Annotated in this window: 3 protein-coding genes and 1 pseudogene; 1 reads left to right on the top strand and 3 read right to left on the bottom strand. The window is 68.4% G+C overall.

The annotated features are described in order from the left end of the window. Nucleotides 1-167: 167 nt before the first annotated feature. Nucleotides 168-1,436, top strand: a pseudogene (locus QSK05_RS34935) (glycoside hydrolase family 99 protein); the annotation flags it as partial. 162 nt (nucleotides 1,437-1,598) lie between these two features. Here the strand turns inward: QSK05_RS34935 and QSK05_RS34930 are convergent. The 3 genes from QSK05_RS34930 to QSK05_RS34920 form a co-directional block, all read right to left on the bottom strand. Then, nucleotides 1,599-2,312 carry a CDP-alcohol phosphatidyltransferase family protein gene (locus QSK05_RS34930; RefSeq protein ID WP_285601697.1) on the bottom strand — a complete coding sequence of 238 codons (714 nt, stop codon included), beginning with the start codon at nucleotides 2,310-2,312 and terminating at the stop codon, nucleotides 1,599-1,601. Nucleotides 2,313-2,567: 255 nt separating this feature from the next. After that, complete coding sequence (locus QSK05_RS34925; RefSeq protein WP_285601696.1) at nucleotides 2,568-3,614, bottom strand: zinc-binding dehydrogenase; 1,047 nt, start codon at nucleotides 3,612-3,614, stop codon at nucleotides 2,568-2,570. 122 nt (nucleotides 3,615-3,736) lie between these two features. Continuing rightward, nucleotides 3,737-22,111 (bottom strand): hypothetical protein, encoded by an 18,375-nt coding sequence (locus QSK05_RS34920; RefSeq protein WP_285601695.1) that lies wholly within the window; start codon nucleotides 22,109-22,111, stop codon nucleotides 3,737-3,739. Nucleotides 22,112-22,134 lie beyond the last annotated feature (23 nt).

Raw genomic sequence — 22,134 nt, 5'->3', positions numbered from 1 at the left:
GGGCGGATCGTTACGTATCGCAGGATTGATCGGTTCTCGCGGATTTTGTTGGATAGATCATTGAACTACCTTGGTATGGGCTGACTTTGAAGAGATACTGAGTCCCGTTTGATACTCCTTGACTAGCGTCGGGCTCTCCGACCGCACTCGTCCCGGGAGCTCCCCTCGTGCCCAGCACACGCCGCCGCACCCTCCTCGTCGCCGCCCTCGCGGCGCCCCTGGCCGCACTCGGCGTCCAGAGAGTCGTCGCCGCCCCGGCACAGACTGCCGCCACCGCCGCGAAGAGCGCCGCCGGCGACGTCGTCGGCAAGATCACCGTGGGCTACCAGGGCTGGTTCGCGGCCATCGGTGACGACGCGCCCGTCAACTGCTGGTGGCACTGGAGTCCGGACGCGCAGAAGGCCCCCTCTCCGTCCAACAACGGCATCAAGGCCTGGCCCGAGATGAACGAGTACGAGAACACGTACGCCACGGGCTTCGGCCGGCTCGGCAACGGCACCCCGGCGACGCTGTTCTCCTCGTACGACCAGCAGACCGTCGACGTGCACTTCGCCTGGATGCAGGAGAACGGCTGCGACACAGCCGCCCTGCAACGGTTCAACCCGACCGGCGGCGAGGGCCCCACCCGCGACGACATGACCGCGAAGGTGCGCACCGCCGCCGAGGCGACCGGGCGCGCGTTCTACATCATGTACGACGTCAGCGGCTGGTCGCAGATGGCGACCCAGCTACCCGCCGACTGGACCGCCAAGATGGCGGCGTACACCTCGTCCAGGGCGTATGCGACCCAGAACGGCAAGCCGGTGGTCTGCATCTGGGGCTTCGGGTTCAACGACGAGAACCACGCGTTCAGCGCCGCCGACTGCCTGAAGGTGATCACCTGGCTGAAGGCCCAGGGCTGCTACGTGATCGGGGGCGTGCCCACCTACTGGCGCAGTGGGAAGAACGACTCGCGCGCCGGGTTCCTCGACGTCTACCACGCGTTCGACATGCTCTCGCCGTGGATGGTCGGGCGGATCGGCGACGCCGACGCCTCGGACTGGTTCTTCACGAACGTGAACGTCGACGACCAGGCCGACTGCGACGCCCACGGCATCGACTACCAGCCGTGTGTGCTGCCCGGTGACGTCAGCGAGCGCCAGCGCGCGCACGGCGACTTCATGTGGCGGCAGTTCTACAACCTGGTGCGGGTCGGTGCGGCGGGCCTCTACATCTCGATGTTCGACGAGTACAACGAGGGCAATCAGATCGCCAAGACCACCGAGACCGCGGCCACGACCCCGGCCGGCTTCCTCGCGCTCGACGAGGACGGCACGGCCTGCTCGTCCGACTACTACCTCCGGCTGACGAACGACGGCGGGAGGATGCTGAGGGGTGAGATCGCGCTCACCGACCGGCGTCCCACCTCCCCGCTGGTCGGCGCCGACCCCGGGGGCGACGACGACCCGGCGGGTCCGGTCTGATCGCCGATCGGGAGGCCATCGGCCCCTGGGAGTCGTTCACTCTCACCGGCGCCTGAGCATCTGAGCGTCTGAGCGAGAGAAAGCGAAAGGCCCGCCCGGGGGCATCCGGGCGGGCCTTTCAGTGTCTGCCGAGGCTCAGGCGGCCTCGACCGTCTCCGGGGTGACCGTGCGCCGGCGTGACGTACCCGTAAGGGTGAGGTACACGCTGCTGACCACGTAGTAACCGATGTAGAGCAGCGACAGCCAGATGATGATGAAGTTCGCGTTGTCCGGCATCTGGGCCAGGATCACCGCGTACGCCACCAGCCAGAGCGCCGCGAAGAGCAGGTTCGCGCTGCGGAAGATCTTGGTGCGCGAAGGGTAGATGTACTTGATCGGCACGAAGACCATCGCCGAGCAGATCACCAGGATGATGCCGGTGGTCATCGGGCTGAGGCTCGCGACGATCGCGTAGAAGGCGACCACGTTCCAGTAGCTGGGGAAGCCCAGGAAGAAGTGGTCGTCGGTCTTCGCGTCCACCCGGCAGAACTGGTAGCTCGAGGCCAGCAGCGGCAGGGCGGCGAGCGTTCCGCCGACCCAGCCCTCGGGCAGGTAGCCGCCGGTCCACAGCAGCACCACGGGAGCGAAGACGTACGTGATGTAGTCGACGATGTCGTCGAGCCGCGCGCCGTCGAACGACGGGATGGTCTCCTTCACCCGCAGGCGCCGGGCGAGCATGCCGTCGGTGCCGTCGATGACGAGCGCCGCCAGACTGATCCACAGGGCCCTGATCGCGTCGCCGTCGAAGGCCGCGATCACCATGAGGAACGCAAGAACAGTGCCGCTCGCGGTGTAGAGGTGAACGGCCATACCGGCAAGTCGGAGTCGAGCCGATGCCTGGAAAGGCTCGAATGCGACGTCGTGAGTCGTCAGCGGAACCCCCGGGCGGCAGGATCAAGAATGGGACGGGCCTCTCGCCCGAACAGGCTCGAGCGCTGAAAGTCTCTCACAGTCCCCATGAGCCCTGACCCGCCCGACGTTGCCTGCTGGTCATATCTACGTTACCCGCGGTCATCTCTCCTGTTCCCCGGCCTCTCCCGGGTACACATCCATCACCAGGGCAATTCAAAGACGTGGGTCGATCACGGCCACACCCCGGGGCGGATGCTCCGCCATGGCCGCCAGAGCCCCTCCGGCCTGGTCCAGGGTGAGGTGCGTGGTGATCATGGACGAGGGGTTCAGCCGGCCGCCCCCCACCATCGCCAGCAACTGGGGGTAGGCGTGCGCTGCCATTCCGTGACTACCGAGAACCTCCAGTTCCCGGGCGATCACCGTGTGCATCGGCACCTGCGGGAGCCCCAGCGACGGCGGGAGGAGACCGACCTGCACGTGCCTCCCCCTCGTCCTCAAACTCTGGATCGAGCTGACGCAGGTCGCGTGACTGCCGAGCGCGTCGAGCGAGACGTGGGCACCGCCCCCGGTCAGATCACGAACCAGATGGTGGACGTCGGTGCTCACCTCGCGGGCGTCGACCACCTTCTCCGCCCCGAGCGAGAGGGCCAGCTCCAGTGCACCGGGCGACACGTCGACCGCGACCACCCGGGCCCCGGCGGCGACCGCGACCGCGACGGCGGACAGGCCGACGCCACCACAACCGTGCACGGCCACCCACTCCCCCGCGCGCACCCGGCCGACCTGCGTCACCGCGCGGAAGGCAGTCCCGAACCGGCAACCCAGAACCGCGGCGACCTCCATCGGCACCTCCTCGGGCAGCGGCACCAGATTCACGGCGGCCCGCTCGATCACGACGTACTGCGCGAACGAGCCCCAGCGGGTGAAGCCGGGCTGCCGCTGGTCGAGGCAGACCTGCCCGTCGCCCTGGCGGCACGGCTCGCAGACCCCGCAGGCGTAGACGAACGGCGCGGTGACCCGCTGCCCCACCTCGACGCCGGTCACGCCCTCACCGATCGCGTGCACCCGACCGGCGAACTCGTGACCGGGCACGTGCGGCAGCCGCACGTCGTCGTCGTGACCGGCCAGGGCGTGCCAGTCCGAACGGCACAGCCCGGTCGCCTCCACGGCCACCACCACGCCGCCGGCCGGCGCCTGCGGATCGGGGACCTCCCTGACCTCCGGAACGCCACCGAAGGTGTCGAAGACCACTGCCCGCACGCCACGTACCTCCATCGTTCAACCGGGAGTCCGGCTCGCCGTCCGCCGACCCTACGGGACCCGGTGCACGAACTGAATGGTGGACGCCCGGCCCGCACCCACCGGTGCGGGCCGGCTCCGGCTCAGACCCCGCCTCCGCCGCCGGCGGCCCCGGCCGCCGAGACGCCTCCCCCGTCACCGGACGTCATCGGGGCGGCCACCTGACCCACCTGGACGAGAGGAATGCCCTCCGGGCTGAACCCGATGGTGAGGATCGAGCCCGACCCCAGCGACCGGGTGTCGAACAGGTGGTCCTCCTCCTGGGTCGACACCGACGGCGGAGGCGGTGGCATCGCCCCGCCGAGAACCCTTCCGTCCGGGGCGATCCGGTGCCGCACGACCGTGCCGTCGGCGTCGGTGTGGACCAGGTCGACGGCCCGGCCGAGGTCGTGGGCGATCAGCCGGGCGATGCGCAAGGGCTCGGGCGGCAGGGTGATCGAGCGCGGCGGCACCGCGTGCGGCACCGCGTCGCGGACGCCGTCCAGCATCTCGTCGACGAGCTGGTTGAGCTTGTCGATGTCTTCGACCGGGGGCGGAGTGTCACCGAGCATCGACTGCTGCAGATCGCGGCCGGTCCGGACCTGCAGCAGTTTCAGCCGGGACGCCTCTCGGCCGTGTTCCGCGGAGAGGGCCTTGACCGCCCACTGGTGAGCCGCCAGCCAGCGGCTGTGGGCCGCGTGAGCCGCCGAGGAGGTGAGCTCGATCTGCTGTGACCGGGCGTGCGACCTCAGGCCCCGGGCCACCTCGTGGGCGATCGCGAGGTCGTGGTCGGCGTTCTGCCCGGCCCGCTGGGCCATCTCGTCCAGGTGGTAGCTGGGGGTGTTCGGGCCGGGCAGCGACCAGGCACCGTCGCTCCCTCTCGGCGGCAGAACGCTGTTGTTCATCTCCGCACGCAGATCCTCGTACTCCTCGACGCCCAACTCGATGTAGACGTCGCCCATCACCGGGTCCGACGTCATGACTCCGGTGCCGTAGCTGCGGAACAACTCGTGGCTGGTGAGTTCGGCCTCCAGATGTCCCTTGAACGTGGCCTTCACGAGGACCATCGGGCCCTGCTGCTTGACGTGCTGCTCGTCGCGCTTGTTCACCGTGTCGCGGGCACCCTCACCCTTCGCCACCAGCCGGTTCACCGCGGTCGAGCCGGAGGCGTCCAGCAGGCCGTCCGGTTTCGTGATCACTTCACCGCTCTGGCTCATCGTGGCGCTCAGCGTCGGCTGCCAGGTGTCCGCGGTGTTCGAGGCCGTGGTGCCGATCTGGTGCTTGGCGTAGCGACCGGTACCGGTACCGGTGGGCATGTCCTCGACCTTCTCCAGGTGGAAGAGGTCGCCCTTCAGGTAGACGGCCGCCCGGTCGGAGGAGTGGCCGGGCAGGAACAGGTTCGAGGCCAGCTGATACCGCTTGCCGCCCAGCGCCTCCATCAGGTGGTTCTTCAGGTGGCTGCGGGACTCCAGCTGCTGCAGCGTGATCGACGAGCGCACCGTGCTGTCGTTGGCGTCCGCGCCGAACATCCGGCCCATCAGTTCCCACCCGGCCGGCACCAGTTCGTCGATCAGCGCGGTGGTGACGTAGGCGTCGTTCGGCAGTTCCGGCACCCGGGTCAGGTCGTCCGGGTCGGGCCGGTCGGAGGCGGTGCCGGGCACGCCCTCGACGAGGGAACGCGGCAACTGCATCACGGTCGCCCCCTCGTACCGGGTGACCTGCGGGGCGGCCTTGTCGATCGATCGACGGTAGGCGCCGGCGAACAGGTTGTTGAGCGGGCGGCCGGCCATGTCGAGCCGCCGGGTCTTCACGGTCAGACGGTGATCCACCTCGGCGGTGTAGTGACCGGTCCAGTCGTAGGCGGTCTGCTCCTCGGTGATCTGGTCACCGCGACTCACCCCCCGGTGGCGGCCCGCCCCGAAGTCGACGCCCCCACCACCGGAGGTCTTACTGGTGGCGTCCCGGCCGCCCAGGCTGATCTTGCTCGCGCTCACGCCGCCGGACAGATGGTGCGTGGACGACTTGGTCACGCCGGAGTAGGCGTGGTCGTAGTTCTCCAGACCGGTTCCCAGGGTGTACCCGGTGATCTTCGGCTTCGAGGTGATCTCCAGCCCGAGGTTGAGCTCGACCACGTCGGCCAGCACCCCGCCGATCCGGTTGACCAGGTAGAACGAGACGCCCTCGGTGTGCAGCAGATCCTCGGTCATCTGATGGTCGCGGTCCCCGGCGACCAGACCGGTCACGAAGTCCATACCCCCGGACAGACGGCCGAGCACCGGCTTGTCGTTCTTCACCGTGCGGTACCAGACCTCGGGCGCCTTGGCGCGGTCCCAGTCCTTGCGCTGGAGACCCACCAGACCGGGAGCCGCGTCCTCGATCGCCCGGTGCAGCAGCTCCACGGCCGAGACCCTGGGGGCCGGAACGCCGGTCGTCACCGTCGTCCCGTCGGCCGGTGTGGCCTTCGGGTCCGTTGTCTCCTTGACCGGGTGATAGCTCATCGACTCGATACCACTGTGGCCGAAAGCTTTCTGGCCGTTCTTGGTGAGGTACTCCGGGATCGTCAGGTCCGCCCGGGTCCGGCCGATCGCCTGCAGGTGCGTGTCCAGGTTCGACACCCCGGTGTTCTCCCGGTACTGCCTCACCTCCGCGGCGATGACGACGTTCTGCTCGTGATCAGAGGTGTCCCGCTCGAGCCGGTCGAGCACCGACGTCACCACGCTGTCGTCGATGCCGGGCAGTTCACCCTTGCTCCAGCGCTCCAGCGCGTTGCGGACATCCGCGACGTCGATCGGTACCTGATCGCGCCCGTAGGCCGCGAGGGCCTTCGGTTCCGGCAGCACGTACATCATCGTGCGCGGCGGAAGGGTCTGGGAATCGGCGACGTTCACCCGGGTCGGGCGCAGCTTCCCGTGGATCTCGTCCACCGCTGAAACCGTCAGGTGAGCCGGGGCGGCGAACGCGTAGGCCCGGTGGAAGTCGAGCTGCAGCAGTTCCTTACCGCCGGTCCGGGCGAACGACTTGCCCTTCTGCCGACCGTCCCGGATCGTCCCGCCCACCTCACCGGCGACCGTACCGACCGCGCCGTCGGCGCTGTCCCCGAGAGCCTGGCCGAACTTCACGCCCGCGTTGACCACCCAGTCGTTCTGCACGGTCTCGGAGTCACTGGCCTGCGACAGGTACAGCTTGATCAGGCCCGAGGTGAACTGGTCCTTCGTCGAGCCCGCGTACACCGACGGGCCCACCGACGCCGCGACGCCCAGACCGGCGTGCCGGTAATGCCCGGACAGGCGTGGTTGGAAGAGCTGCCCCGTCTGGTACTCGTCGCGCAGGATCTCCTTGAAGAACGACCGGGTCATGACGTTGCCGGCCAGGTTCGACACCTGCTCGTCACCGGGCTGTCCCGGGCCGGTCAGTTCGGCCTGCAGTTGCTGGGCCAGGGGCACCAGGCCCTTGGTGTCGAGGTGGTAGATCAGCCCTTCGTCGATGAGCGACGGATCGGTGTCCGGGCGGCCCCCGAAGTCACCGGCCGGGTCGAAGTCCGGCAGCCCGAAGGCCGGGTTCAGGTGCACGAGGGACTCACCGTCGACCGGCGGGCCGGTCCAGGTCAGCCCGTCCTGCGCCGCAGCGATCGCCTGGCGGTAGTGAGCGGCCAGCCGGTGGTGGGCATCGGCGCGGGCCTGGGCCCGATCGGCCGTCGGCCCTCCCGGTTGCCCGCCGCCGAGGCCCCTCCGGACGCTCGCCAGGCGGTCTGCCTTGGCCGCCAGGCGTTCCTGCAGCGCGAGCCTCTGCTGCGGGGAACCGTTCCGGAACATCGCCCGTAGACGCTTGCGCCCGGCGGTGGACAGGCTCTCGTACTCGATGGTGACGGTGTACCGGCTCGGCAGGGCGTAGGTATCCAGATCACCCGGGTACTCCAGCAGTTCGGGCCGGTTCCCGATGAAGGTGCCGGACTGCCCGGCCCCCACGGTTCGCTGCCGATCGACACCGGCACCGATCATCTGGGCCCAGCTCACCCCGACGTTGGCGCGGACCCCGCCGGTGAGGCTCTTCGACCCCGACGCCGAGTGCCCCGCGCTGGTCGAGGAGATCGACAGGTTCACGCTGTGCGCGTCCGAGACCCGGCCCCGGAAGTAGTCCTTGCCCGGTTCCAGGATCTGCTCGGCGCGGATCGTCACCCGGGCATTGCGGGTCACGCCCAGCGGGCTCAGACCGCGGACCGTGAACTGCAGTCCGTCCTGGTGAATCTGGTCGTGGTGCGAGTCGAGGGCGTCGGTGGAGGTGAATTTCTTGATCAGACGGATGTTCTCGAGCCGGTCGTTCCTGGCCATCTTGATCCGTTCGGCGATCAGCTTGCGATACCTGCCCCGCTTCGGCGCCTTCTGCGAGAAAGGTTTTCCCGGGTCGGGCGGCAGGAAGCCGGTACGGCCCAGTTCGGAGGTGATCTGGTCGTTCAGCGACTTCGACGTCGACTCCTGCGCCCGGGTCAGACCGGTACCGATGCCGTGCCCCTCACGCACGTGGGCCGGCAGGGGCGGTGACGTCTCGGGCTGCACGGTCTTCGGATTGTCAAGCACCGCAGCCGGATCGAAGGCGATGGTGCCGTTCGTCGCCGTGAACCCGGGGGCCAGGGCCGACTCGTCCACCGGGAACCCGTGCCGGAACGCTTCTCCCTGGGGCAGCACCAGCACGGCGTGCCCGTCCACCCCGAGAGTCTGCCGGGGCAGGGCGTCCGGACGCTTGGCCACCGAGACGGTCGCCGTGTGGTGCAGGCCCGCGCGATACGTGGCCGCCGGCCCGGTGAACCGGGACACGAGCACCCACAGGCCGGTCTTGCCCGCACTCACGGAATCGGAGTTGTTCCAGCTCATACCGACCTTCGCCGACGGCCCGATGACGGTGCCCGGCACCGGTGACACATCACCGCTGATACTCGCGCTCACCCCACTGGAGTTGGTCAGGGTCTCGCCCGCACTGCTGCCGGCGATCGCGGTGCGCACCCGCTCGATGTGCATGACCTCACTGGTGCGCCCGAGCCGTTCCACCTGCCCGGCCAGCCGTTCCGAGTGCAGCGCCACCTGCGCGATCACCTCACCGGCCTTGTCGCGCAGCAGGATCTCCGAACCCTCGGGCGTGTTCATCGCCTGACCGAGGTTCGCGTTGTACCGCACGATCTGCTCCTGCAGCTGCAGCATCTCGTAGCTGTCGGGTTTGAGGTCGACCCCCTGGGCGCGCAACTCGTCGGTGATCTGGTCCTGCAGCTCCGTCAGCTTGGTCATGCCGGAAGCGAAATAGGTATCCGGCAGTCGCTTCTGGTTCTCGGAGAGGGTCCGGGCCAACTCCCCGTCCGCGGGCGCGACCGCGGTGACCTGAGCCCCACCCTCGCGCAGAAGATCATTGGGGACGTACGTCAGCAACGGTTCACTGACGGTCGCCACGGCTCCGTCCGGGCCGGGATCGTCGGGGTCGCTGCTCCAGCTCGGGGTGATCGAGTCCCACGGGATGCTCGGATCGGTACGCACCCGCACCGTCCAGTTCGCGTCGTAGGCGACCATGGTCGAGTCACCCCGGTTGTCCATCACCCGGCCCGACTCGGCATCCTTGAACGCGGAGGTCGAGACGTTCGTCTGGTCGGCCGTCCCGGACACGGTGAGGCTTCCCTTCACCAGTCCGGCGAACACCGCTCCCGCCGTTCCGTTGATCCGGAAAGCACCCGCCTGTCCCGAGTTCACATGGCTGTGACCACCGGTGTTGAACACGCCGTGGGTGTTCTGGTTGGCGTGGAAGGGGTTGGGCGTCCCGTCCTCCGGAATGGTCTCCAGGTTCGTCCCCGTGGTGGGCACGGCCCGGGTCACCCCGGCCGGGTTCTGCACCAGACGAGGATTGCCGGGACGCATCTGCACCAGCACCTCGACCCCGGGAATCTTGGCGCCCGGCAGCTCCAGCAGGTATCCGCTGCTGACGAGTCCGCGGGAGGCCGACAGCAGGCGGGCCGGCAGCTTGGACCGCAGATCGGTGGGCACCGTGGCGCCGGCGGCCTCCGCCGCGGTGAGCGCCTCGTCCACCACCCGGTTGATGTCGGGCAGCCGCGAGCGCGGCGTGCCGAGCGAGTGCACCTCGGCTGCGTCCCGCGGCTCGATCGGGGTGCGCACCTCCGGCGGTACCGGTGCCGGCTCGGGAGTTTCGGGATCGGGATCCTGCTTGAGTTCGGTAACGTCCCCGGCCGGGTCGGTGACCTCGAAACGGGGGACGTCGACGGCGGGAGTCCCGGAGGTTTCACCGATCTCAGACATCTCATCGATCGTGGGCATCTCATCGACCATCGGCGTCTCGCCGAACTCGGGTGTCTCGGGGACCGTCAGGGTCTCGCCGAACCCGAAGGTCCCCCTCGACCCGGAGCTCTCCCCCACCTTCGAGCCTCCGCCCCTCCGGGAATCCCCGGACCGCTTGATCCAGGCCGACTCCTCCGGTGTCAGGGAGAAGCTCTCGATCTCCCGGTCCGTCTCCGGCTCGGGATGGATGCTGTCCCGGTCGGACCGGTCGACGGCCTTACCGCGGGAGACGTCGGGCGTCAGTCGCGTGGGATCGGACGTCTCGCTGATCTGCGAGGTCTGTGACCGATCCCCACCCATGTCGGCATCGACGTCAGTGATCTCGACCCGGGGTACGGGAGGCAGAACCGACGAGGTCCCCGGCACCTGGGCCCGGGCGAGCTCGATCCCGTTCAGATGGCTGTCGATCACCAGCGTGGCCGCCAGCTCCGTGTCCCGCCACTTGCGGCCGGCCTCGATGACGAGCGTCTCGGCCACGAGGTCCCGCAGGTTACGGCTCTTCGACGCCCGGGCGGCGTCCTGGGGATCGGTGCCGGACCAGGCCAGCCGCTCGGCGATCACCTCGTCGGCGACCTTCAGAACCCGTTTGCGCTGGGCATCGGTCAGGTTCTGGAGCCGGGCCCGAGCACCGTTCGCATTGGCCGAGGGCTGGGTGCCGGGTGGGAAACGGGCATCACCCAGACGGTCCGTGGCCTGAGGGGTGAGACTGGTGATGGCCCGCGGGTGCGAGAGGTGGTTCTCCAGGTGCCGCGGACGGGGCCCGCGGGGCTGTGCCCCCAGGCTGGGGTACGGCTTGCGCAGCACCTCGCGGTCCGGGGAGACCCGCCCCAGATCGCGCAACCCGTTGAGAACCTTCACGTACCAGGGGGAAACCTGGTCGCGCCCGGTCCGGGAACCGTGGGAGCTCCCGGACGTACTGGTCGCCGCCGTGTCCACGCTGTTCGACGAGCTTACCGTGGACCCGGTGTCCCTCCGCCTCGAGTTCGTGGTGGACATCGTGTCCCGGTGCTCGGGTCGCGGATCGTCGGTCAGGTCCTGCTCCGGCGGGGTGACCTCGTCCCTCTCCCGCGTCGACCTGGTCCCGTCCTGGTCCGACGTGGTCCTGGTCTTCGATTCCGTCTCCGCGGTCTTGGATTCCGGCTCCGGCTGCACCTTGGGCGCAGTCTCCGGTTCGGTCTCCACCTCGATCTCAGGGTCGGTCTCCGGCTGCGTCTCCACCTTGGGGTCGACCTTCAGTTCCGGCGACACCTCGGGCACCGTCTCCCGCTGCGTCTCCACCTTCGGGTTGACCTTCAGTTCCGGCGACACCTCAGGCGCAGACTCCAGCCGCGTCTCCACCTCAGGATCAACCTTCGGCTCCCGCACCACCTCAGGCGCAGACTCCAGCCGCGTCTCCACCTCAGGATCAACCTTCGGCTCCGGCGACACCTCGGGCGCAGACTCCGCCTGCGTCTCCACCTCAGGATCGCTCTTCAGCTCCGGCGACACCGCAGGCGCAGACTCCGCCTGCGTCTCCACCTTCTGATCGACCTTCGGCTCCGGCGTCACCTCGACCTCAGGCGTGGTCTTCAGTTCAGTCTCGAGATCGGTCTCGGGCTCAGGCTGCGTCTCCGGCTCACCTTCTGCCGTGAACTCCTTCTCCGGAATGACTTCCAGCTCCGGCCCGGTCTCGGGCTTCACCTTTGTCTCGGGTCCGGTCTCCGCATCCGACTTCTTTGCGGTCTCACCGACCGACAAAGTCCGGTCCCTGAATTTCGCTTCGGCCCCCAGCCCGAGCACGGGTGCCGGCTCGATCTCGATCTCGGACTTCGGCTCGCCATCCGTGCGGGTCATGACCGGGGTCTCCGGCTCGCCCTCTACCTTCGTTCCGGCCTGGTTCTCGCTCCCGGACACGGTCTCGATCCCGGTCAGATTCTCGGCCCCGGTCAGTTTCTCGGCCCCGGACTCGGTCCCTGCCCTCGACCCGGTCCGGCCACCAGGATGGGTTGTCGACCCCGGATTGGTCGTGAGCTCAGGCTGGATGTCTCCCTCGAGCCCACTCTCCCCCTGAGGTTCGACAGTTTCGACCTGGGCAGTGGTTTCGGAATCCGCCTCCGGCTCTGCTCTGGTCTCGATCTCTGGCGTCGACTCGGCCTGGCTGTTCGTCCCGGTTGCCGGCTCCGTCGTGCCGCCCGGCTCGGTCGTCGGCTCGGTCGTCGGCTCGGTCTTCAGCTCGGGCCGGGCATCCCCCTCGACTTCGGCTTCAGCCCAGAGTCCGGCCTCAGGTTCCGGCTCGTTCTTGAGCTCCGACGTGGTCGTGGGCCTGATCCCCACCTCCGGGTCGGGTTCCGTCTCGATCTGAGGCCTCTGGACGTCCGTCACCGTCTCCGCCTCCGGGGTGGAGACGATCTCTGCTTCCTTGGTCTCCGAGAGGTTTGCGTCGTCACGGGTCACCAGCCGTTCGGCTGGCTCCTCCGGAACTGAGGACGATGCGGGATCGCCCGATTCTGGCTCCAGGGAAACCGGTTCGGTCATCCCGGAATCGGTTTGCGCCTCGGAGGCCGTCGGTCGAGGCGTCACCGGGATGGCCGGCTCGTCCTCCCGGGCAGGATCCACCACCACCGCGTCCGAGGTGGACCCGATCTGTTGTTCCGGCACCGAAGGCGTCGCTGACCGGTCGGTCTCCGGATCCTGCGTACCTTCGACGCTTTCCTCCCCAAGGACCGATGGGACCGGGGGGACCAGGGATCCGGTCGCGGTCGTCTCTGCGGAGGGATCGGTCACCGGCCGGGCGGACGTATCCAGGACAGGCGTCGTACCGGCATCCGCATCGGTCGGCCTCTGAACATCCCCCCGCCCGGAAAGATCAATCATCTCGATGCTGCCCGCACTTTCATCGAGATCCGAGACGCTCGGGTCCGGCCGACCGTGATCGGCCATCGGTTGCCTCATCACGGGTTTCGGCAGGCCGTCGGCTCCGAAGCCAAGTCCGTCCAGCTGCGTTGCCGTGCCCTGCCCACGCATCGGCGAAACGGTGGTGCCCGCCGGAGAAGACACTCCGGCGGTGCTGATGGCGTCCGACGGCGGCACCGGGTCGGACAGCTGAGCTCCCTGGATCCAGGCCTTTCCGCTCTTTCGGTAGTCCAGACCACGAACCACTGTCCGGTCGAGCAGCGCCGGATCCAGGGCGCGGAGCACCTTACGCACGACCACGCGCTGGTCATGGGTGGTGGTCTTCAGATCGGCCACGTGGATCTGGAACTCGCCGGGCACCATGGGCTCGTGCTTCGGGGAGTACCCGGGGTGTCCCTGCTGAGGGAACGTGATCTTCAGACCGGAGAACACCACTTCGATCATCGAGCCGTGGAGGGTGAACTTCGCGGCATCGAACGGATCGGGGGTGATCTGCCCGGCAGTGGACGTGGGTTGTGCGAACAGGCTCGCTGGAGGCGGCGCCCCCATGAACAGAGTGGCCGTTGACGGCTGCGGAGCGAACAGGCTCGGCTTGGCCGCCGGCGCTGCTGCGGCGTACCAGCCATGTCGGATACCGCTCATGAGGGGTGCCGGATTGCCTTCCGGCCCGACCGAAGCATGGGTGGCCAGCGAAGCGGCGGACTGCTGGGCGGACGCCGCGTCACCCGCCGGGAACAGTTCCACCTCCACCGTCTTCCCCAGGCCGGTGGCCAGCTTGTTGAGCTCGGCCGGCGTCGGCCGACCCCGGTGACCCGCCCAGTCCAGGGTGTATTCCCGCCCGGAGGGCGAGAGGGTCAGTCGCCCGCCACCGGACTCGGTGATGACCGGCAGACCGGCCTCGGCCGCCACTCTCAGCACCTGCTCCTCGGCCAGGGCGATTTCCTCGTCCAGCCGCATCCGCTCGCGCACCCGCTGGTTGATCTCGGCCGGGTGGGTCGTCGGACGTCCGGTGGACGGGGCCAGCGGCTGACGCAGGCGCCGGAGCTGCCGTGCCTGGGTGATCCAGGCCCGATGAAGGGCTTCCCCCGCCGCCCGGAGGTCCGCCGGGGTGGCCGAACCGGCGTCCACCTCCTTCTTGACCTGTTCCAGCCGCTGAACAGCAGGAGCCACGACCCGCTGGAACCGTTCCTGGGAAAGCCTCTGCCGGGTCTGCGGCCCCTGATCGCCGGCCTCGACCGCTTCGAGAATCATGAACAGGTCGCGCGCTGTCACCGTGTTCTTGGCTTCGGACATGAGCGCGCCCTTGGCGTCGAGATAGGTCGTTCCCCGCACCACCGGTCGCTGCGGGTCGCCCGACTGACCGGACGGGCGAATGGGCAGCTTCGGGTTGCGCAGAGGGTCGGAAGACTGGCCGGTCGCGGTCGAGTACCGGTCCGGCAGACCCACGAGATGCCCACGTTCGTGCTGAACCACCAACCCCGTGGAGTCAGCCGCGAGATTGGACGAGTCCTCCCCGAGCCTGTGACCCTCCGCCGTGATCCGGGGCCAGACATGCATGACGTGGTCCGCCGTCCCGTTGTCCAGAACGCGTTCGGCCCGCATCCGGACGAAGACGGTCTCGCCGTTGAACGTCACGGGACCTGTCGTGTTCCAGGCATCCAGCAGACTTGCCTTGTCCCGCTCCCACAGATCGTTCAGCTGACGCTTGGTCACCGACTCGTGGGGCTGGTACTTGAGAGTGGTCTCCAGTTCGACAACGGTCGGCTGCCCTGGCGTCCGGTAGACCCGGGCCTGGAAGGGGAACGGTTCGTAGAACGCGAACCGCTTCTTCACTTCCTGGCCCAGCTCGATCCGGTCGATCACCGGCTTCAGGTCTGAACCGATGCCCGGTTCCGTCCGCAGTGCGTCCAGGTACGCCGTGAGCTGCGCGTGGACGTCCTTGACCCGCTTCGCCCGCCCGGCGACACCGGGCACCACCTTCGGGATCATCCGGACCAGATGTGCGGCGACCTCCTTCGGCAGTCCGGTCACCCCGGCCGGTCCGGAGAGTTGCGGCCACCAGGTCAGCGGCTGGGCGTCCGGATTGTTGCGGTAGTTGTTGCCGGGGGTACTGATCCTCTGCAAGGGCGTCTTGTCACGCCGGGTCTGGTCGATCTGGGGAGCCTGGGGGCCCGTCGTCGTCATCGGTGCCCGTTGCGCGGGCCCTTCACCGAAGGGCTGTCGCCCTGCCCGTGAGTAGGACGGCGGAAGCTCCGGGGTCTTCGAATCGTGCTTGTCCACCCCGTCGAGCCAGGGCGCGATCTTGGCGAAGGCCTCCTGGGCGAGCGTTTTCAGCTTCGGGTCGAGGATGTCGTAGGTGACCGTGAGCCCGTCGGCGGCCGGTGTGCCCTGATCCGTACCCCGGGAGCCGCCCGCTTGATCGGAAATGAGCACGCCAGAGGGGATCCGGCGCGCGTGAAGGACGTACTCGACCTTCTGCGAGTCCAGCACCACGAAGGACTCGGGCAGGGTTTTCGTGAACGAGTCCGACTCCCATTTCGGAGTCGGATGTAGAGCGCCGCCCTCGACCGTGACCGTGGCCGACCCCGTACCGTCGGCCGGCGGTGTGGCTCGCAGCCAGCCCCGCAGCACGTCGGTCTCCGGGACAGGACGCACCTGGAGACCGTTCTCGGCCCCCCGTACCAGTGGTTCGGCGGAGAAGACGAGATCGATGCCGTGCTTGCCGCTCAGACCACTGGCGGCGTACTCGTGCAGATCCGAGATCAGCAACCGGGCACCGTTCAGCTCGTCCCGGTGTTCGGCCAGGAAGCTGTCCAGGTCGCGCCGGACCGCAGCACGGGATCCGTCGGCGACCGTGACCTCGCCGGCCTCGTTCCGCCAGGCCACCTCGGGCGTGCCCGGTGTGGCTCCCCGGCGCATCACGAAGCCGGGCGTCCCGGTGTCCCCGGCCCAGCCATCAGGGCTGAGAACGGTCTCCACGAAGGGTTTTCTGGTGGTGGGCTCCGGTACGTCGTTCAGTTCCGGACGAGTACCGTCCGGTGGGAACGTGAGCCACGCCGGTCGCTGCACGCCCTCGGTCACGGTCAGCGCCGTCACCGGCAGGCCGGTGAGCGCGGCCACGTGCTGGGCCAGGTGACCGGCTTCCGGTTGTGCCCGCTGGTCGCTCGGATAGGTGCCCGGCGTGGCGAGCACCAGGCTGCCGTCGGAGGTCAGCTGCACCATCCAGCGGTCGTCAAGGAGAACGGGGTGATACACGGACTCCGGCGTCAGAGACGTACCCGGTGGCCCGGAGGGCGATGCCGCGCCCGCCGCCACCAGCTTCTCGGCCGCGGACAACTGCCCGTCGCGGTACTGCAGCGCCTGCCTGGCCGCATCCAGCGCGGTTCCCGTCCGGACGCTCTGTCCCAACCCTTTCAGGTCCGGGAACTTCAGCGCCGTCCGGGCCCTGCGATCCAGGGATTCCTGAACGGTTCGAACCTTGGTGTCCGCAGCGTCCCGGGCCGCGCGCAGGTCCCCGGTCAAGGCCTGGGCCGCTACACCGAGAGCCTGGGTGGTGAGCGGCGAGGCATCCGGGGGCGGCGACATCCGCGACAGCGCATCGTCCACCGCCGAAATGCCCTTCACCTGTGCTATATCCGTGAGATCGGGAGCCAGGCTCCGGTCGATCCAGTCCGGCAGTGGCCAGGACCGGTCGCCCTGGTCGATCCTGATGTCCGGTCGCCGATCCGGGGGGAGCTGTGCCAACCGGTCGATGACGTCGTCAAATTCCGCCGGTCGATAGGCATTCCCCACCGGCAGGACAGCTGTCTCTCCCTTCGGCACCAGCCCCAGCATCTGGGCCCACGCCTGCTGGCGCTTGTCGTTCAGCTCGTTCAGAGCGACATCGAAATCCTGGTCGTGGTAACCCTCGCGATCGGCGCGCTCGTCCCGGAGATCACGGACGATCTCGCTGAGACGCCCCAGGTAATGGGAGTATGACCTCCGCAGTAGGTCCTGGGCCTTCTTCACCGCCTTCGGATCACCGGCGGTCTCCGCCTGACTCAGCGACGCGATTTCCGACGAGATCTGCCGGAACTCGTCAGCCTCCATGCGCCGGAAGTCATCCGGTTCGTAGGGGGCTTCGCTGCCGTCACTCTCGCTGCCGGAATCGCTCCCGTCGGTGCTGTCACCGTCGCTGCTGTCATTCTGCTGGGCCGGGGCTTCCGGGGACGGCGCATTGGCCACCGTGACAACGGACTCGGCGCCGCCCCTCGGCCCCATCTCCATGGAACGTGGGCCGGCCTCCACGGCGGTTTCGTCCTGGCCACCACCGAGCAGACGGTTGGCGTCGTGCTGCAGCAGCGGGAACAGTCGCCGTACGGTCTCCCGGACCTGACCCACGACGTCTGCCGTGGTCTGCGCGGTACCGGCCTCACCGGTCGACAGCATCACGGCCGCAGCGAACGACTCGAAGTCGGACAGCAGCTTCCGTCCGGCTCCGTACGACGTCGACACCACGTTGCCCCGCACTCCGGCACCTTGCTGGACCACGTCCCGGGCCGTCTGCCGGGCCGCTCCCACCTCCTGCCGATCGGCGATCCCGTCGAGGTGGTCGCGAACAGCCGTGTTCCAGCTGTCCCACCAGGTTCGCAGCTCCTGAACCCGTCGCGGGTGAAGGGCACCGCCCGGCCGTGGCTCCGGCAACCACGACAACGCCGTGGAGACCGCTGCGACGTTCCAGTCCCGCGGAGGCTCCGGGAGGTTTTCCGGGAGCTTGATCGACTCAGGCACAACCGTCGCAGGATCGGTCGGTACGAACTGGACCGTGTCGTCATCCTGGGTCCGGGTCAGCGGCTGCATCCGGCCGCCCGGCAGACCCCGCGTACCCGGCACCGCCGTCAGTGGTTCCGCCCAGACCAGCACCCGACGCCGCTGCTCCTCCATCGGCCCGTCGGAGAACTTGTACGGACCGCTGGTGTTCCCGTCACCCCGCGAGATCTCCCGCACCTCGATCGAGGAAGTGGACAGTCCTCGCGCCGACAGCGCGTCCCGCAACTGCGGGCGCAGAAGATCAGCGACCGCATGCGCCCGTTGAGCACCGCGTTTCGTCGCGTTGCCCAGCGTCCCGCCGTTGCCGCCGCCCTCCACGGTGATCGCTATCGGTTGCCCCGACCGGACCAGCGTCGCCGCATGAGCAGCGAACGCCTTCAGTTCCGGCTCGGCGAACTCCGACATGTTTCCCTGGCCCGATTCGAAAGACACCTCGACCTGAGGGTCCTGGAGCCCGGCGATCCGCCGTGCCTCCCAGTCGGACGCCCGGGACGCAGCCACCAGATCGTCGAACAGCACGAAGGAATCGCTCAGGTAGGTGACCACGCCGAAGTCGCGGAACTCGAGAAGGATCAGCGGCAGGTCGGACCGCGCGCCGAAGTGCGGATCCATTTTCTCGAAGCCCTTGGTCATACCGTAGGCCTGAGCCTGACTGATCAGCTTTTCCGGGTTCGTCAGAAGCGCGTTGTCGATGAACTGCCGGACCGAGAAGTCTTTCGCCTCCCGGCGCAGCGACGTCATGTCGAAGGACTCGTCCCGGATCAGATCCTGGTACACGAGTTCGTCTGCGTTCGAGGTCCGGAAATGGTCCACGAATTCCTGACGCACCGAATCGGCGTGGTCGTCCAGCCACCGCTGCACGGCCGGCGGCAATGACTGACGGACCTCAGCGACGTCGGTGCGGCTGGCCAGGAGCAGCTCGTCCTTCAGCAGCCCCCGGCTGGGAATGTTCGGCTTCAGCAACAGATAGCCCTGCACCGGCGCCAGCTGCGAGTACGCATAGGTCATGTAGTTGCGCAGCACCGCCGCATCCGGCTGATCGCTTGGCTGCAGCACCACGTCCCGGTCTCCGGACTCGATCGAGGGCAGCTCGACCCCGAGATACTTCGCTGCCATCGCGTCGCCGAAGGTCATGGCGGCCCGGGCATGCTCGGTCGCACGCCCTTCCTGCCCGACGGCCTTCTCGATCGCCAGTGCGGTCATCGAACGAACTGCCGGAACCGACACCCCCGCCGTGAACTGCACTCCGGGCATGCCGACGCCACCGCTGATCCCGAGTCCGGCCTTCGGGTAATTGTGCTGATATCCCTTGGAGCTGGGGAAGATATCGGTCAGCGACACCGGTTTCCCGCTGCTCGTGGCCTTGGCCGCCGCCTTCGCCAATCGCTTCGCGGCGTCCTCGACGGCGGCCCGCATGTCCGCCTGCCTCAGGTGTCTCGTCTCGCCGCGAAGAACGTTCACCGGCTTGGGCACCACCTCGGCGATGGCCTTCTTGACACCCGCGATAGCAGTGGTGTCCAGGTGCAACGCGAAATACGGACTGTCCACCAGAACGGCCTTACCCGCCGAGTCAAAAGACCGGTCCGAGTACGAAAGGGTGTACTTGAACTCCGCTTCCATACCGACCGCACCGCCGGGCAGGGCGTTGGTGTCGTGCTCGAGCAACGGAACCAGCCGCTGCACCATCTCCCGAACCTCGCCCACAGTCTCCGCTGTGGTCTGTGCGCTCCCGGTTTCGTCACTGGCCAGCAGCACGGCCGAGACGAAGGAGTTGAAGTCCGTCTCTAGCCGCGCACCCAGGCCGTACGACGAGGACACCACGCTCCCTCGGACGCGCGCTCCCTGCTGGACAATGTCTTTCGCCAGTTGCTGGGTTTCCCGCACCTGCCGTTGATCAGCGATGGTGCCGAGGTATTCCTGGGTGGACGCTTTCCAGCCGGCCCACCAAGTTTTCACCTCCTGCAGCCGGGCCGGGTCCATCTCGACGCCACGAATCGGCTCCGGCAACCACGACAGCGCCTGCGAGACCGCCGGCAGATTCCAGGCCGGCGGAGCTACGGGCAGCGTGTCCGGCAGCTGCACCTGATCGGGTGCGATGAACGAGGGTGCCGGGACGAGCTGCCGCTGTCCCGGAATGTCCGAGAGTGCCGGGGCCTCCGGCTCCGGCGACGGGGCCGAGGACGGGGCCGCTTCCTGCGCCAAAGGTGTTTCGACCACCAGTGGATCGGGCGCGGTGGAGATCTGGCCGACCGGTTCCGGAACGATCACCGGCGGGATCTCCGGACCGGTGAGGCCTGGTGAGGGAACGCTGCCGGTGTGGGCGTCCGTACCCGGTGTACCTGCGGTCACGCCACCGGTCGGCTGCGGTCGCACGTTCGGCGGGACGACCGGTGTTCCCTGCCCCTCGACGACGTTCGGTCGGACCGGAACAGAGGCCACGGCACCAGAGTTCGTGACCACGACAGCCTGGGCAGCGACCGGGACCGGGGGCGTCTGGGTCTGGGTACGGATCTGCTCCCCCGGTAGGGCCTGGAGCTCCGTCCACACCACCTGCCCTTTCCAGTTGACCGCGGCGAAAGCCTGGCCCGGGTGGCCGGGCGTCTGTGCGTGCACGAAGGCAGTGGTGCCGTGTTCTCCTTCGGTGACCGACCGGACCACGCCGTCCCAGGAATCGCCGACCGGCCTCCATCCCAGGGACTGCGAAAGGGGCGAATCAGCAATGGACGAGGTATCCGTCACGCTCGGGACGACCGGCACCGCCGCCGGGTACATCAGCGTGTGGGCCTGCCGGATGAGGTCCAGCGCGTTGTTCTGTTGCAGTGCCACTGATGGCTCGGTGGCCTGCGGCTGAACCGGGCGGTCGCTGAGGAACCGGCTGACCTCGGAACGGGCGGTGGCAGCATCGGGGGATGGCCCCGCAGGCATGGCCGGAATGCCGGAGCTCGCCGGAACCGTCTGCCGAACGGCCCCGTTCGCAGTCTGACCGAGATCGCCCGGCACCACGCCGGGCGTGCTCGCACCACCCGGTGTGGGCATGTTCACCGCACCCGGTACCGAGGCGAGCACGGTGTTCGACGCCACCACGCCCGGAACGACCGGTGCCGTGACGACGGCCTCGGGTGTCGTGCCGTTCGGTGTCGTGCCGTTCGGTGTCGTGCCGTTCGGTGTCGGCACGCCGGGGGCGGTTCCGGTCGCGACCGGTGCGTTCACCGCATCCGGTACCTGCCCGAAAACGCCGTTCGACGCGGCCACACCCGGAACGACCGGTGGGAGATGCCCGTTCGTGGTCGTTGTGGGCACGGTCACCGGGGTCACCGGGGTCACCGGGGTCACCGGGGTCACCGGGGTCACCGGGGTCACCGGGGTCACCGGGGTCACGTCATGGGAGGTCATGACCTCCGGCGCCGAGGCGACGACCGGCGAGTTCGGCGTCACCGGCTGAGGAATGCCCGGTGAGGTCACCACTGACCCGCCGGTCACCTCAGGTGCCGGCACCGGTGTCACGTTCGGCTGCCGGGCCCAGGCGCCCACCGGTTCGGACACCGGTGCGGGAGTTGCAGACCCAGGCCTCTCCTGACCGACCGGGACCGCGGACCGGTTCCCGCCGGCCCCGTTCTGGTCAGCGGTCCCGTTCTGACCGCCGGATCCGTTCTGGCCACGGGTTCCGTTCTCGCCACCGGTCCCGTTCAGACCGCCGGTCCCGTTCTGACCGCCAGATCCGTTCAGGCCACGGGTTCCGTTCAGACCGCCGGTCCCATTCTGGCCACCGGTTCCGTTCAGGCCACCGGTCCCGTTCTGACCACCGGTTCCGTTCTGGCCACCGGTCCCGTTCTGATCGCCCACGGGTTGCGGAACGCCGTTGGTCGGCCGATCAGAACCGTTCTTCCCGGAAGTGCCTTGCCCCAGTATCACCTGATTCTGCGCGATGTTCTCGAGGGTGTGGCGCAGCTCGGTGTAGTCCGTGCTGCTGACCACGCTGGCCGGGGTGGACGTGCCCGATCCCGGCTCGGAGTCGAAAATACTGTCCTGCGAACCGTTCGAGGACACGCTGCTGCCGGTGTCCGTTCGGCTCGGCCCGGCGAACTCCGGGCTGGACGACTCTTCGGAACCGTTGACATGGACGGTGCCGTTGACATTGACGGTCGTTTGGCCCGACTCCTGGCCGTTGACGGCCGGGGGTACGGTCACGCCCGGCACGGCCGGAGGCGGAGCGACCGCACCGTTGCCGTTGCTGCCGTAGCCGCCCTTGAGATCCTCTGGATCCGGCGCCGAACCCTCACCCGTCGAGGTACCCGCCGACACATCGCTCGCGCCCTTACCGCCCGAGCCCGAGCCGCCGCCCGCGATCTTCGTGTACCAGCCCGGTTTGTTGAAACCATTGGGCTTGTTCATCAAGGCCAGCGCGCCCAGACCCGCAGCACCCGCACCCGCCGTACCAATGGTCTCCACACCCGCCGAAGCAGCCGCCGACC

It is taken from the genome of Kineosporia sp. NBRC 101731 (assembly GCF_030269305.1).
In the GTDB taxonomy this organism is placed as follows: Bacteria; Actinomycetota; Actinomycetes; order Actinomycetales; family Kineosporiaceae; genus Kineosporia.
Note: the sequence above shows the minus strand (reverse complement) of the source record. Positions and strands in the feature narration are given on the sequence as shown.